We start from the raw sequence: 13,475 nt of genomic DNA, 5'->3' as shown, positions 1-13,475 counted from the left end.
AAAAATCGCCCAAACCCGTGGTGTTACCCGGTGTTACACCCGCCCTCTCATGTGCTCCAAATTGACGCACCCCACAGCCCTCAGGTCATACCCTGTCCTGACAAACCCGAATCCCCTGGCGGCGCTGGCTGGCCGGGGCCTTGCTTGACGGTGGCCGGATGAACCTCACCAAGCACCTGGTCAGCCGCATCGTGGGCGTCACCACCCTCTGCGTGGTGTTGTTTGCCGTGGTGGCGATTGCCCAGGCCATGCGCAACATCCGGGTCGAGAGCCTGGGCGCACGGCAGATCCAGCAGCTCACCGCCGGGCTGAACGACTTGCAGACCGCCTCGCCCGCGCAGGTGCCCGAGGCACTGGCCCGGGTTCAGCAACTGGCCCAGTCGCCGGACCTGCGCCATGTGCAGTTTGAACTGCGCGATGCCCAGGGTCAGCTGCTGGCCAGGTCCGCCCCGCGCTACACCGGCGACACCACCCGCCGCATCGGCGGATGGCTGGCCGGGCTGGGGGCGCGCGCGCGGCACGAAGACCCACCGCTGTCGTGGACACTGACCCGGCTGGACGGCCAGGCCTGGCAGGTGACGCTCAGGCCCAACCTGGTGAGCGAGCAAGAGGAGGCGGCGCAAGACCTGGTCGGTGTGCTGCTGATGCTGGTGTCGCTGTCGGCCGCGCTGGCCCTGGGCACCGCGCTGACCTTGCGGCGAGCGATGCGGCCGGTGGCCGACATGCTGGCCACACTGGACCAGCTGGGGCACAGCAACGAGGCCGCACGGCTGGCACCCTCGCCCATCCATGAGATCGACGCCGTGGGCCGGGCCATCAACCGGCTGGCCGATTCACTGGCCGAACTGGAGGCCTCACGCAAATCGCTGAGCATCCGGGCGCTGAGCCTGCAGGAAGACGAACGCGCCCACTTCGCCCGTGAACTGCACGACGAGCTGGGCCAGAAGCTCACCATCATCCGGATGAACGCCGGCTACCTGCAGAAAACCTCGACACTGGACCCGGAAGGCCAAGGCGCGCTGGCCGACATCACCGACGCCACCGCCAGCATCCAGCAGGAGGTGCGTGAGCTGCTGGGCCGGCTGCGCCCCGCCGGGCTGGGCCAGCGCCTGGATGTGGAGGGGTTCAACCGCCTGCTGCATGTGCTGGTGGAGAGCTGGCGCAGCCGGCCCGGCCAGGCCAGGCGCTTCACGCTGGCGCTGCACCTGGGCGAGCCACCGGTGGACGAGGCCATTCTGTTGGCGCTTTACCGCATGACACAAGAGGGCCTGACCAACATCGCCAAACACGCCCAGGCCACGCAGATCGACGTCCGCATCACCCGGGAGGCGGACAGCCTGGTCTGGCAGATCCGTGACGATGGCCAGGGCATCGCCAACATGCCCTCGGCCTACGCCGAAGGCAACGGCCTGGTGGGCATGCGGGAGCGGGTCTGGTCGCTGGGCGGCAGCTTCGACGTGTTGGCGTCCGCGCAGGGCACGGTGCTGAGCGCCAGCATCCCGCTGGCGCCCATGGGGACCGACGGTGCTAGCCTGCCGGCTGGCTCAAGCGGCGCGAATTGGCCGGGTCGCGAAACACCAGCGGCTTGACCACCACCACCGGCTGCTCGGCTTTTTCCACCGCCGCCTGCACAAGGCCATGGTGCGGGCTCTTGGGGCAGACCGGGTCGGCCACTGCCGGGTCGTTGGCCAGGGCAAAGGCCTGGCAACGGCAGCCGCCGAGGTCACGCTCCTTGTGCTCACAGCTCGTGCAAGGCTCTTTCATCCAGCCGGTGCCACGGTAGCGGTTGAAGCCCTCGGAGTCCTGCCAGATGCTGCGCATGTCCATCTCGCGCACATTGGGGAAGTCCAAGCCCGGCAGCATGCGGGCGGTGTGGCAGGGCACGGCCGTGCCATCGGGCGTGACCGTCAAAAACATGTTGCCCCAGCCGTTGACGCATTTCTTGGGCACGCCGTCGTGGTAGTCGGGCGCCACAAAGAACATGCGCAAGGCGTCGCCGTACTGGGCCCGCTTCTGCGTCACCACTTCTTCGGCATGGCGCAGCTGCGCGCGGGTGGGCAACAGCTGGTCGCGGTTCTCCAGGGCCCAGGAATAGTACTGCGTGTTGGCCAGCTCCAGGTACTCGGCGCCCAGCTCGGCCGCCATGTCGATGATGGTGGCGATGTGGTCGATGTTCATGCGGTGCATGACCACGTTCATCACCATGGGCCAGCCCTGGGCCTTGATCAGCCCGGCCACCCGCTGCTTCAGGTCGAAGGTCTTGGTGTGCGACAGGAAATCGTTCATCTCCTTCGTCGAGTCCTGGAAGGACAGCTGCACGTGGTCCAGACCGGCGTCGCGCAGTGCCTGGGCCCGGGCCGGTGTGAGGCCCACACCCGAGGTCAGCAGGTTGGTGTAGTAGCCCAGCTTGCGGGCCTCGGCGACCAGGATTTCCAGGTCGTCGCGCACCAGCGGCTCGCCGCCCGAAAAACCGCATTGCACCGCGCCCAGCGCCCGCGCTTCGCGCAGCACCCGCAGCCAGTCGTCGGTGGACAGCTCGGTCTCCTGGGTGGCGAAGTTCACCGGGTTGTAGCAAAAGGCGCAGTGCAGCGGGCAGCGGTAGGTGACTTCGGCCAGCAGCCACAGCGGGGGACCCAGGGTTTCGCTCATGTGACCTCCACCCATTTCTGCTTCAAGGCGATCTCTGCAAAGGCCAGCACATCGCCTTCCAGGCCACTGGCGTTGAAGGCGGTTTCCAGCTCGGTCACGATGGCGGCCACCGTGCGCTGGCCGTCCACCCGGGCCAGGATTTCGCCGGCGCTCTGGTTCAGCTTGACCATGCCCTCGGGGTACAGCAGCACCCAGGAAGTCTGCGCCGCTTCCCACTGCAGCCGGAAGCCCGGCGTCACCCTCAGAAGGGTGCTGGTCGTCACCGGCACCGTCACAGCGCCACCCCGTAGCGGTTGGCCATGGCGTCGCTCATGGCCCACAGCACGTCGAGCTTGAACTGCAAAATGTCCAGCGCCCGCTCCTGCAGCGCCCGGGTGTTGAAATGGTCCAGCGTGATGGCCAGGCCCTGCTCCACGTCGCGCCGCGCCTGACTGACCCGCTGGCGGAAATACTGCAGGCCAGCACTGTCGATCCAGGGGTAATGCTCGGGCCAGTTGGCCAGCCGCTGCTTGTGGATTTCCGGCGCGAACATCTCGGTCAGCGACGAGCACACGGCCTCTTGCCAGGGCGCGCGCCGGGCAAAGTTGACGTAGGCGTCCACCGCGAAACGCATCGCCGGCACCACATGGCGCAGGTCGGTGATTTCCTCGCGCGTCAGGCCGGTGGCCATGCCCAGCTGTATCCAGGCCTCGATGCCACCGGCGTCGTGGATGTCGCCGATGTCAAAGCCATCATGGTCCAGGATGCGTTGCACCCAGCCGCGCCGCACTCCCGCATCGGGGCAGTTGGACAGCACCGCGCCGTCCTTCACCGGAATGGCGATCTGGTAATAAAAGCGGTTAGCCACCCAGCCGCGGATCTGCTCCGGCGTGGCCTGGCCGCTGTTGAGCAGCCGGTTCAGCGGGTGATGGATGTGGTAGGCCCGGCCCTTGCTGCGCAGCTGGGCTTCGAATTCCTCGCGGCTCCAGGCCGGCTCGCTGGAAGGGCTCACACGGGGCGCGAGCGATGCATCAAAAAGGGCGATGATGGTCTCCTGGGACGGACGAAAACGCAGGCTCAGAGCTCGATGGCCATGCCATCGAACGCCACCTCGATGCCATGGTCTTGCAGCACCCGCCGCTCGGGCGAGGCCTCGTCCAGAATGGGGTTGGTGTTGTTGATGTGAATCAGAATTTTTCGCGTGGTGGCGGGCAGCGAGTCCAGCCACTCGATCATGCCGCCCGGGCCCGACTGCGGCAAATGGCCGATGCTACGGGCGGTTTTTCGGCTGAAGCCGGCATCGATCATCTCGGTGTCGGTCCAGAAGGTGCCGTCCACCATCACGCAGTCGGCTTCGCGCATCAGCGCGTCGATGTGCGGCTCGCGGGCGCCCAGGCCGGGCGCGTAAAACAAGCGCTTGCCGCCGGGGCGGCCGATGGTCAGGCCGATGTTGTCACCGTCCACCGATTGCTCGCGGTGCGGCGAATAGGGCGCGGCCTTGCTGGCCAGCGGCACGGCGGAAAACACCACACCGTCCACCCCGTCGACCGAGAACGCCGAGCCGTCCAGCGGCAGGGTGCGGCGGTCGACCCCGCAGTAATGGCCCAGCACCTTCAGGATGGGGTTGCCCTGGGTCAGGTCTTCAAACACTGGGTCGGCACACCACAGCGGCAGTGGCTGACCACGTTCGCGCAGCATGTACAGGCCGGTGGAATGGTCGACCTGGCCGTCCATCAGCACCACGCCGGCAATGCCGGTGTCGCGCGCGGCGCGGTTGGGCTGCAGTTCAGGGGTGGCGCGGATCTGCGCCAGGATGTCGGGCGAGGCGTTCAGCAGCGCCCAGTCCTGGCCGTTGCTGGACACACAGATGGACGATTGGGTGCGGGCCAAGGCTTGCAGGGTGCCCGCGCGCAGGCCGGCGCAGTTGCGGCAGTTGCAGTTCCATTGCGGGAAACCGCCGCCAGCGGCGGAGCCCAGGATTCGAATGTGCATGAATGGGAGGGCCTGGGGCCCGGGTTCAGCCGGCAACTCGCCGGCACAGGGTCTGCAAGCGACAAGGCCCGCTCGCGCGGGCCTTGTCGTTCACCGTCCGCAATCAGCGGGCGGCAACGTACATCGTGATTTCGAAGCCGAAACGGAAGTCGCTGGCTTTGGGTGTTTCCCAGATCATGCTTTATCTCCTTGTGGTTGCGAACAGTGGGCCCAGGCCCACCGAAAACGGCTTGTGCACGTTTGTACCGAGCATAGGGGAGGCGGTGTGCCCTTCCGTCGTCTGGGGCCGCGATCCACCCTCATGAATTTCATGAATCGCCGCACCGTCTGCCGGCCAAGCACCCCGCACGCCGGGCCGGGCCCCACCCGCTGCTAGCATTCGGCCTCCATGGCCACCCCCGCCCCCCAGCCCCGTCCCCAGGCCAATGCCACCCCCGGCCTGCTGCCGTTGACTGACGGCCACCGGATGCACTGGCAGGCCCAGGGGCCAACGGATGGCCTGCCAGTGCTGGTGTTGCACGGCGGCCCGGGCTCGGCCAGCTCCCCCCGGCTGTGTGACCTGGTGGCGCAGGCCGGGCCCTACCGGGTGGTGTCCTTCGACCAGCGCGGCTGTGGCCAGAGCCTGCCGCGTGGCACCACCTCACACAACACCCTGGCCCACCTGATGGCCGACATCGAGGCCTTGCGCACCGCCCTGGGCGTTGCCCACTGGCTGGTGGTGGGCGGTTCCTGGGGCGCCACCTTGGCCACTGCCTACGCCGTACAGCATCCACAGGCGGTGAGCGGCCTGCTGCTGCGTGGCCTGTTTGTGCCGTCCCTGGCCGAGATCGATTGGTTTTTCCAGGGTGCCGCTTCGTTGCACCCCGCGGCCTGGCAGGCTTGGGCCGGCCTTGCGCCAGCCCACCAGCAGCAGGATCTGCTGCCCTGGCTGGCCCATGTGTTCACCGAAGGCGACCCGGCCCTGCAGCACGCGGTGGCCCGCGCCTGGCTGAGCTGGGAACAAACGCTGGGAGACAGCCCCGACGCCCCCGCCCTGACCCCCTCCGACCTGGCCCTGGCCAGCGACCGCTACCGGGTGCAAACCCATTACCTGCAACACCAGTGCTGGCTGGGTGACCAGGGGGTGGCGCAAGCCTGTGCCCAGCTGACCAGCACGCCGCTGTTGCTGCTGCACGGCGAGAACGACCAGGTCTGCCGCCCCGCTGCCGCCCAGGCCGCCTGGCGGGCCAGCCAAACCGGCCTGTGGCGAGGCGTGGCAGGCGCCGGCCACCACCCGTTTCATCCTGCCATGATGGAGGCCATGACCCTGGCATTGCAGCAATTCGCCCGGCAGCAGCACTTCGCGGGCTGTGGAGACCCGCCATGAGCTTGCGCCTGAAGATCAACCTGATCATGGTGGCCGTCATCAGCTCGCTGGTGCTGACCATCATCGGCCTGCAGATCGACGGCCTGCGCCGCTCGGTGCGCGAGGAAGTGGCGGCGGCCAATGTGGTGGCGGCCCAGCTGCTCAAGCGCGTGGGCTGGGTCTACGCGATGGACGGCATGCCCACGCTGGTGCAGTTTCTGGAACAGCTGGGCCGGGTGCGGGCCAACGACATCACGTTGACCGACACCGACGGCAAGGTCTTGTACCGGTCCCCCCGCTCGGCCTACAAGGCCGGCCGCGAAGCGCCGGAATGGTTCCAATCGCTGCTGCTGCCGGCCTCGGCCCGGCAGGTCATTTCCCTGCCTCGTGGCCAGCTGACCATCGACGCCAACCCCTCGCGCGCCATCCTCGACGGCTGGGACGACCTGCTGCGCCTGACCGCGGCCGGCACCGCCGCGCTGCTGGTCATCAACCTGCTGGTGTTCTGGGCCATGGGGCGGGCGCTGCGCCCCTTCCATCAGATCGTCGACGCCCTGCACCGCCTGCAGGCCGGTGACTTCAGCGTCGTCCTGCCCCCGTTGCCGGGCAAGGAAGCGGCCGAAATCGGTGCCGCCTTCAACCGCATGACGGCGGTGCTGAAAGACAACATCGACGCCCGCCAGCGGGCCTTCGAGGCCGAACGCCAGCTCTCCGATTCGCGCGAGCTCTCCCGCCTGATCGAGGCCCATGTGGAAGCCGAGCGGCGCGAGATCGCCCGGGTGCTGCACGACGAACTGGGCCAGTCGGTCACCGCCATCCGCAGCCTGGCCACCTCGGTGGCGCGGCGCTGCGACGCCTCGGACGCCGCCACCGCCCAGGCCGCCCGCGTCATCAGCGAAGAAGCCGGTCGGCTGTACGACCACATGCACGGCATGATTCCCCGCCTGGCGCCGATGGCGCTCGACCAGCTGGGCCTGGCCGACGCGCTGCGCGACCTGCTGGACCGGGTGGAGGCCGCCCACCCGGACGCCCGCATCACGCTGGCGATGTCGCCCATCCCCGACCCGCTGGCCGACGAGGCCGCCATGGCCGCCTACCGGGTGGTGCAGGAGGGACTGACCAACGCCTTGCGGCACGGCCATGCGACCGAGGTCACCGTCACCGTGGGCGGCCAGCAGGACGCGCTGGACGTCACGGTGCAGGACAACGGCAGCGGCCTGCAGGGTGACTGGCGGCAGTCCGGGCATTTCGGCCTGCGCTGGCTGCACGAGCGTGTGGAAAGCCTGGGCGGCAAGCTGACGATTGCCAACGCCGAACCCCAGGGCGCACGGCTGCACATGGCCTTGCCAGTGGGAGCGTCCGCATGATCCGGGTGATGCTGGTCGATGACCATGCCATCGTGCGCATGGGCTTTCGCATGCTGCTGGGCACACCCGACATCGAGGTGGTGGCCGAGGCCGCCAGCGGCGAACAGGCCTGCCAGGACTACGCCCAGGTGCGGCCCGACGTGGTGGTGATGGACTTGTCCATGCCCGGCATGGGCGGGCTGGAGGCCTTGCGCCGCCTGCTGGCGCACGACAGCAAGGCCAGGGTGCTGGTGTTGTCGGCCCACGAGGCCACGGCCTACCCGCAGCGGGCGCTGAAAGCCGGCGCCCTGGGTTACCTCTCCAAACGCGGCGCACCGGACGCCTTGATCGACGCGGTGCGGGTGGTGGCCGCCGGGCGGCGCTATGTGGACGCGCAGATGGCGCAGAAGCTGGCGATTGCGCAGATCGAGGGCGAGGCCAGCCCGGCCGACATGCTGAGCGAGCGCGAATTTGCGGTGTTTCTGCAACTGGCCCAGGGCCTGACGGTGGCGCAGATCGCCGAACACCTGAAGCTGGCCAGCAGCACGGTGGGCACCCACCTGTACAACATCAAGCAAAAGCTCAGCGCCTCCAACCAGGCCGAGCTGACGCTGATTGCGCTGCGCTGGGGGCTGATCCAGCCCTGAGCGGCAGCGCCGTGGCTCAGATGGGCACGGCCAGCAGGTCGTGGCCTTGCACACCGACGATGCGGGCGCGGGTGAATTCACCCACCTTCAGGGTCTTGCTGATTTTTTCCGGCGGCAGCAGCTTGACCGTGCCGTCGATCTCCGGCGCGTCGGCATAGGTGCGGCCCACGCCGCCCTTGCGGCCCAGGGCCGGCGCCGAGTCCACCAGCACCTGCATGTTGGCGCCCACGCGGCGTTGCAATTTGGCCACCGACACCGCCTCGGCCACCGCCATGAACCGGGCCCGGCGCTCCTCGCGCAGCTCGGCCGGCAACATGCCGGGGATCTCGTTGGCCAGCGCACCCTGCACCGGGCTGTAGGCAAAACAGCCGGCGCGGTCGATCTGCGCTTCCTTCACAAAGGCCAGCAGGTCGTCGAACTCGGCCTCGGTCTCGCCGGGGAAACCGGCAATGAAGGTCGAGCGGATGACAATCTCGGGGCAGGCCTCGCGCCAGCGAGCGATGCGTTCCAGGTTTTTCTCGCCGCTGGCCGGGCGCTTCATGCGGCGCAGCACATCGGGGTGGCTGTGCTGGAAGGGCACGTCCAGGTAGGGCAGCACCTTGCCGGTGGCCATCAAGGGAATCACCTCGTCCACCGAGGGGTAGGGATAGACGTAGTGCAGCCGCACCCAGGCGCCATAAGGCTCGGCCAGTTCGCCCAGGGTCTGCACCAGCTCCAGCATGCGGGTCTTGACTGGCTTGCCATCCCAGAAACCGGTGCGGTATTTCACGTCCACACCATAGGCCGAGGTGTCCTGGCTGATCACCAGCAGCTCTTTGACCCCGCCTTCGAGCAGCGCGCGGGCTTCGCTCAGCACATCGCCAATCGGCCGGCTGACCAGGTCGCCGCGCATCGACGGGATGATGCAGAAGGTGCAGCGGTGGTTGCAGCCCTCGCTGATCTTCAGGTAGGCGTAGTGGCGCGGCGTGAGCTTGACGCCGGCCACGCCAAAGCTGTTGGGCACCAGGTCGATGAAGGGGTCGTGCGGCTTGGGCAGGTTGGCGTGCACCGCGTCCATCACCTCCTGGGTGGCGTGTGGGCCGGTCACGGCCAGCACGCTGGGGTGCATCTGCTTGACCAGGTTGCCACCGCCCTCGCCCGCCTTGGCGCCCAGGCAGCCGGTGACGATGACACGGCCGTTTTCGGCCAGCGCCTCGCCAATGGTGTCCAGGCTTTCACGCACCGCGTCGTCAATGAAGCCGCAGGTGTTGACGATCACCAGGTCGGCGCCCTCGAAGGTCTTGCTGGTCTGGTAACCCTCGGCGCTGAGTTGCGTGAGGATCAGTTCGGAGTCGGTCAGTGCCTTGGGGCAGCCCAAGCTGACGAAGCCCACCCGGGGGGTGGCATTGCCGGCCGGTGCCGGCGTGGTGGTGTCGCTCATGCCCCTATTGTCCCAGCAATTGGGAACACCCCCGGGCGGGGCCCGCCCTCAGCGCTTCAGGCCGAAGGCGCCAAACATCTGCTCGGCCTGCTTTTGCATCTGCTCCTGCATCTGCACAAACAGCCCCTTGGACTGCTCGGCGTAGGTGCCCAGCATGCCTTCCATGGCCGGCGACTTGGGGCTCAGGTACTTGGCCCACATCTCCGGCGTCAGCCCCTTGGACTGCTCGGCCAGCTTGAGCTGGATGTCCATCATGGCCTGCACGCTGTTTTCCAGATAGGGCCCCATGAAGCTCTGCATCGCATGGCCGTAGAAACGGATGATGTTGCCCAGCACCGCCTCGGTGAACATGGGTGCGCCACCGGCCTCTTCTTCCAGGATGATTTGCAGCAGGATGCTGCGCGTCAGGTCGTCGCCCGACTTGGCGTCGCGCACCACAAAGGGCTTGGTGTCCATCACCAGCTGCTTGACCTCTTGCAAGGTGATGTAGGACGAGGTGGCCGTGTCGTACAGACGCCGGTTGGGGTACTTCTTGATGACACGCTGCTGGTCGGCAGTGCTGTCGACCTTTTTGGTGGCCACGGCAAATCTCCTGAATGGTTCAAACGCAGATGCCCTGCAGGCATATTGCACTGCAACACATTCTAGGAAATTGGCTTGGGGCTAGCGCCCTAGGTATACCCTGACGGTGAACAGGTTAACCAGCAGGACAACAGGCTTGGCGTGCAGACGCCAGAAACTGAAAAGCCCCGGTTCCGTTGGGAAACCGAGGCTTCAAATTTGGTAGGCGCGATTGGACTCGAACCAACGACCCCCACCATGTCAAGGTGGTGCTCTAACCAGCTGAGCTACGCGCCTAAGGATGCATTCGAGCCCGCAAGTATAGCAGCACTCCGGGGCCCTTTTGGCCCGCCACTCAACGGCGGCGCGTGGTGCGCACGCCGGCCACGTCGTTCACATGGCCCATAACCCGGGCCAGGCGACCGGAATCGGCCACCTCCACGGTGAAGGTCATCCAGGCCGTGCCTTTGACCGACTGGGTTTGCACACCGATGACGTTCATCTTTTCCTTGGCAAAAACCTCGGAAATGTCGCGCAGCAGGCCTTGGCGGTCGGCCGCTTCCACCATCACGTCGACCGGGTAGACCGCCGCCGCATCCGACTTGGGCGCGCCCCACTGCACCTCGATCACACGCTCGCCATTGCGCGCCGCCATCTCGCGGAAATTGCTGCAGTCCGAGCGGTGCACGCTGACGCCTTTGCCGCGCGTGACAAAACCCAGGATGTCGTCCGGCGGCGCCGGCTTGCAGCATTTGGCCAGCTGGGTCATCAGCGAGTCGATGCCCACCACCAGCACGCCGCCCTTGCCGCTCTGGTCGGCCGATTTGCTGGACGGGCGCAGCGCCTTGAGCCGCAGGTACTCGTCCTGCGGCAGCGGCGGCTCGGCCGGCCGCAGCACCGCCTCGATGTTGCGCAGCGAAAACTCGTCCTTGCCGACCACATGGAACAAATCGTCGGCCGACTTGAAGCCCAGCTGCGAGGCCAGGTCGTCGAGCTTGACCGCCGTCTTGCCCTCGCGCTGCAGCAGCTTTTCCACCGCCTCGCGGCCGCGGGCCACGGTCTCGTGCTGCTGCAGCGCATTGAACCAGGCCCGCACCTTGGCGCGGGCCCGCGGGCTGGCCAGAAAGCCCAGCTCGGCGTTCAACCAGTCGCGTGACGGCCCGCCCTCCTTGATGGCGATGACCTCCACCGTCTGGCCGTTCTGCAATGCCGTGTTCAGCGGCACCATCACACCATCGACCCGGGCGCCGCGGCAGCGGTGGCCCAGGTTGGTGTGCACGCTGTAGGCAAAGTCCACCGGCGTGGCACCCTGCGGCAGCTCCACGATGGCGGCATCGGGCGTCAGCACGTAGATGCGGTCGTCAAACAGCCCTTGCTGGCGGGCGTGGCCGGACAGGTCGCGCTCCCAGGCCAGCAGCTGGCGTAGCACCGCGATCTTGGCGTCGTAAGCCCCGGAGGCACTCACCCCGCCATAGCCCTTGGCACCGGCCTCCTTGTAGGCCCAGTGGGCGGCCACGCCATGCTCGGCATGGTCGTGCATGGCCTGGGTGCGGATCTGCACCTCGATGGCCTGGCCGGCGGCGTCGCGCACCACGGTGTGCAGTGACTGGTAGCCGTTGGGTTTGGGCCGGGCGATGTAGTCGTCGAACTCGTCGGTCACCGGCACGAACTGCGCATGCACCCAGCTCAGCGCGGCATAACAATCACGCACCTCGGGCACCACCACACGCAGCGCGCGGATGTCGAACACCTGCTCGAAGCCCAGCGACTTGCCCCGCATCTTTTTCACGATGCTGTAAATGTGTTTGGGCCGACCCTGCACGGTGGCGGCAATGCCCTGGGCCTTGAGCTCCTGGGCCAGCCGCAGGCGCAGCTGCTCCACATAGGCCTCGCGCTCGACCCGCTTTTCGTCCAGCAGATTGGCCACCTGGCGGTAGGTGTCGGGCTCCAGAAAGCGGAAGGCCAGGTCTTCCATTTCCCACTTGATCTGCCAGATGCCCAAGCGGTTGGCCAGCGGCGCGAACACCTCCAGCGCCTCCCTGGCCAGGCTGGGTGGCACTGGCAACCGGGTGGCGGCGTAGTGGCGCAGGGTTTGCAGCCGCGAGGCCAGCCGCAGCATCACCACCCGCAGGTCGCGCGAGAAGGCCAGCAGCATCTTGCGCACGTTCTCGGTCTGCGCCGCAGCACCCTGCGCGGCCAGGCTCTGGGTCTCGCGGGCATGGCGTTGCAGCGCCATCAACTGGGTGGTTTCCACCGCCAGCGCGGCGAAGGTCTCGCCAAAGGCCTTGCCAATCACCTCGGCCGGCCGGTTCAGGTGCTCACAGGCGTGCACCAGGTAGCTGGCGGCCTGCATGGCCTCGGAGCCGCCGATGGCGCCGACGATCTCGGCCACCGCGTCGGCATGGGCCAGGGTGTTCTCGCCGGTGTCCAGCATCTCGCTGGCCATCAGCGGCTCGGCAAAGGCGCGGGCACGCAGCCGCACATCGGGCTGGGCCGGCATCTGCGCAGTGGCGGCAATCAGCTCGGGCAGCGCCTGGCGGGGCGCCCCGGCAGCGGCGTCAGCGGCCTGGCTCTTCATCCATTCGCCCCGGTTCAACGGGCCTGCGGGCCCAGCAGGAAGTCGCGCACCACCGCCACCTGGTCATCGGCCACAAAAGTGGGTGCATGGCCCACGCCGGCGAACTCCACCACGCGGGCCTTGGGGCCGCGCTGGGCCATGGCCTGGGCGGTGGCGGCCGACAGCAGATCGGATTGCGCACCCCGGGTCACCAGGGTCTCGGCGCTGATGTGGTCATAGAGCTGCCACAGCGCGGCCTCGCTGGCGGCGGTGGCCTCGGCGGTGATGTGGCGGAAGGCCTCGCCAATGGCGGGGTCGTAGTGCAGCGTGAAGCCACCGTCGCGCGGCTTCACCATGGGCTCGGACAAGGCCAGCCACTGGGCCGGCGTGTGCGGCCCAAAGCTCTGCGAGATGGCCCACAGCGCATCGGCCGCCTGCTGCACGGTGGCGAACTGGCCGGTCTTGCCGATGTAGGTGCCGATGCGCTGCAAGGCCTCCAGCTGCAGCACCGGGCCCACGTCGTTGAGCACCAATTTGCGCACGGGGACCGGCAAGGCAAGCCCCGGCGTGCCGCAGACCGCCATGCCGATCAGCCCGCCCATGCTGGTGCCCACCCAGTCCAGCGTGCCGGGTTTCAGCTGCGCCAGCAGGGCCAGCATGTCGGCCGCGTACTGTGGCACCTGGTAGCTGGCGGGGTCTTTGAGCCAGTCGCTCTGGCCACGGCCAGCCACGTCCACCGCCACCACCCGGACCTGGCCACACAGCGCGCGGGCCAGCGTGTCGAAATCGCGGCCCTGGCGCGACAGGCCGTGCACACACACCACCACGTGCGGGTGGATTGGGTTGCCGGTGGCGTTCCACTCCCAGTAGGCCATGCGGTGGCCGCCCTGGGCATCGGGGCAATGGACGTGGTTCAGGGTGGGTTGGGTCATGGGGGCAGCGGGAACAACAGCGGTGCGTGGCAGCGGGGCCAGGGGCG

At 67.7% G+C, this 13,475-nt stretch carries 13 protein-coding genes and 1 tRNA gene; 4 read left to right on the top strand and 10 right to left on the bottom strand.

Going from position 1 to position 13,475, the window contains the following annotated elements; genetic code table 11:
* Positions 1-158: 158 nt before the first annotated feature.
* Positions 159-1,589 carry a HAMP domain-containing sensor histidine kinase gene (locus AC4BAR_RS02825; RefSeq protein WP_490626294.1) on the top strand — a complete coding sequence of 477 codons (1,431 nt, stop codon included), beginning with the start codon at positions 159-161 and terminating at the stop codon, positions 1,587-1,589.
* Here the strand turns inward: AC4BAR_RS02825 and pqqE are convergent.
* The 5 genes from pqqE to pqqA all read right to left on the bottom strand — a co-directional run bounded on the left by pqqE (position 1,528) and on the right by pqqA (position 4,798).
* Positions 1,528-2,649, bottom strand: coding sequence for a pyrroloquinoline quinone biosynthesis protein PqqE (gene pqqE, locus AC4BAR_RS02820; RefSeq protein WP_490626293.1), 1,122 nt, complete (start codon positions 2,647-2,649; stop codon positions 1,528-1,530). The two genes, AC4BAR_RS02825 and pqqE, sit on opposite strands and share 62 nt — an antisense overlap.
* Positions 2,646-2,912 (bottom strand): pyrroloquinoline quinone biosynthesis peptide chaperone PqqD, encoded by a 267-nt coding sequence (pqqD, locus tag AC4BAR_RS02815; protein ID WP_490626292.1) that lies wholly within the window; start codon positions 2,910-2,912, stop codon positions 2,646-2,648. The genes pqqE and pqqD overlap by 4 nt, the downstream gene beginning before the upstream one ends.
* Before the next feature lie 8 nt (positions 2,913-2,920).
* On the bottom strand, positions 2,921-3,640 hold the full coding sequence (gene pqqC, locus AC4BAR_RS02810) for a pyrroloquinoline-quinone synthase PqqC (protein ID WP_490626291.1): 720 nt from the start codon (positions 3,638-3,640) through the stop codon (positions 2,921-2,923).
* A 65-nt stretch (positions 3,641-3,705) separates the two neighbouring features.
* Positions 3,706-4,620: a pyrroloquinoline quinone biosynthesis protein PqqB gene (gene pqqB, locus AC4BAR_RS02805; protein ID WP_490626290.1), complete on the bottom strand. Its 915-nt coding sequence runs from the start codon at positions 4,618-4,620 to the stop codon at positions 3,706-3,708.
* A 103-nt stretch (positions 4,621-4,723) separates the two neighbouring features.
* The gene (gene pqqA / locus AC4BAR_RS02800) at positions 4,724-4,798 is read right to left on the bottom strand and encodes a pyrroloquinoline quinone precursor peptide PqqA (protein ID WP_490627177.1); all 75 of its coding nucleotides are present in this window, start codon (positions 4,796-4,798) and stop codon (positions 4,724-4,726) included.
* 210 nt (positions 4,799-5,008) lie between these two features.
* Here pqqA and AC4BAR_RS02795 point away from each other — a divergent pair, with 210 nt between their 5' ends.
* Genes AC4BAR_RS02795 through AC4BAR_RS02785 form a run of 3 tightly spaced genes read left to right on the top strand, consistent with a single transcriptional unit; the run spans position 5,009 to position 7,958 of the window.
* Positions 5,009-5,986, top strand: coding sequence for an alpha/beta fold hydrolase (locus AC4BAR_RS02795; protein WP_490626289.1), 978 nt, complete (start codon positions 5,009-5,011; stop codon positions 5,984-5,986).
* On the top strand, positions 5,983-7,332 hold the full coding sequence (locus tag AC4BAR_RS02790) for an ATP-binding protein (RefSeq protein WP_490626288.1): 1,350 nt from the start codon (positions 5,983-5,985) through the stop codon (positions 7,330-7,332). The genes AC4BAR_RS02795 and AC4BAR_RS02790 overlap by 4 nt, the downstream gene beginning before the upstream one ends.
* Positions 7,329-7,958, top strand: a complete 630-nt coding sequence (locus tag AC4BAR_RS02785) for a response regulator (RefSeq protein WP_490626287.1) — start codon at positions 7,329-7,331, stop codon at positions 7,956-7,958. The genes AC4BAR_RS02790 and AC4BAR_RS02785 overlap by 4 nt, the downstream gene beginning before the upstream one ends.
* Positions 7,959-7,974: 16 nt before the next feature.
* Here AC4BAR_RS02785 and rimO read toward each other — a convergent pair whose 3' ends face one another.
* From rimO to AC4BAR_RS02760, 5 genes are all read right to left on the bottom strand, one after another.
* The gene (gene rimO, locus AC4BAR_RS02780) at positions 7,975-9,378 is read right to left on the bottom strand and encodes a 30S ribosomal protein S12 methylthiotransferase RimO (protein WP_490626286.1); all 1,404 of its coding nucleotides are present in this window, start codon (positions 9,376-9,378) and stop codon (positions 7,975-7,977) included.
* A 48-nt stretch (positions 9,379-9,426) separates the two neighbouring features.
* Positions 9,427-9,960 (bottom strand): polyhydroxyalkanoate synthesis repressor PhaR, encoded by a 534-nt coding sequence (phaR, locus tag AC4BAR_RS02775; protein WP_490626285.1) that lies wholly within the window; start codon positions 9,958-9,960, stop codon positions 9,427-9,429.
* A gap of 199 nt (positions 9,961-10,159) precedes the next feature.
* Positions 10,160-10,236: transfer RNA gene (locus AC4BAR_RS02770), tRNA-Val, on the bottom strand.
* A gap of 58 nt (positions 10,237-10,294) precedes the next feature.
* A complete protein-coding gene (locus AC4BAR_RS02765; RefSeq protein ID WP_490627176.1) occupies positions 10,295-12,517 on the bottom strand; it encodes a RelA/SpoT family protein in 2,223 nt (740 codons plus the stop codon).
* Positions 12,518-12,531: 14 nt separating this feature from the next.
* Positions 12,532-13,428 carry an alpha/beta fold hydrolase gene (locus AC4BAR_RS02760; protein WP_490626284.1) on the bottom strand — a complete coding sequence of 299 codons (897 nt, stop codon included), beginning with the start codon at positions 13,426-13,428 and terminating at the stop codon, positions 12,532-12,534.
* Between the last annotated feature and the right edge of the window lie 47 nt (positions 13,429-13,475).

The organism is Rhodoferax sp. SPJ4 (assembly GCF_058216275.1).
This window is presented reverse-complemented; position numbering and strand designations above follow the sequence as displayed.

Bases quoted from the DNA above. Each gene is read 5' to 3' on its own strand.
- AC4BAR_RS02765 (WP_490627176.1), bottom strand. From the start codon at position 12,517: ATGAAGAGCCAGGCCGCTGACGCCGCTGCCGGGGCGCCCCGCCAGGCG.
- AC4BAR_RS02785 (WP_490626287.1), top strand. From the start codon at position 7,329: ATGATCCGGGTGATGCTGGTCGATGACCATGCCATCGTGCGCATGGGC.
- AC4BAR_RS02760 (WP_490626284.1), bottom strand. From the start codon at position 13,428: ATGACCCAACCCACCCTGAACCACGTCCATTGCCCCGATGCCCAGGGC.
- pqqE (WP_490626293.1), bottom strand. From the start codon at position 2,649: ATGAGCGAAACCCTGGGTCCCCCGCTGTGGCTGCTGGCCGAAGTCACC.
- AC4BAR_RS02825 (WP_490626294.1), top strand. From the start codon at position 159: ATGAACCTCACCAAGCACCTGGTCAGCCGCATCGTGGGCGTCACCACC.
- rimO (WP_490626286.1), bottom strand. From the start codon at position 9,378: ATGAGCGACACCACCACGCCGGCACCGGCCGGCAATGCCACCCCCCGG.
- AC4BAR_RS02790 (WP_490626288.1), top strand. From the start codon at position 5,983: ATGAGCTTGCGCCTGAAGATCAACCTGATCATGGTGGCCGTCATCAGC.
- AC4BAR_RS02795 (WP_490626289.1), top strand. From the start codon at position 5,009: ATGGCCACCCCCGCCCCCCAGCCCCGTCCCCAGGCCAATGCCACCCCC.
- pqqB (WP_490626290.1), bottom strand. From the start codon at position 4,620: ATGCACATTCGAATCCTGGGCTCCGCCGCTGGCGGCGGTTTCCCGCAA.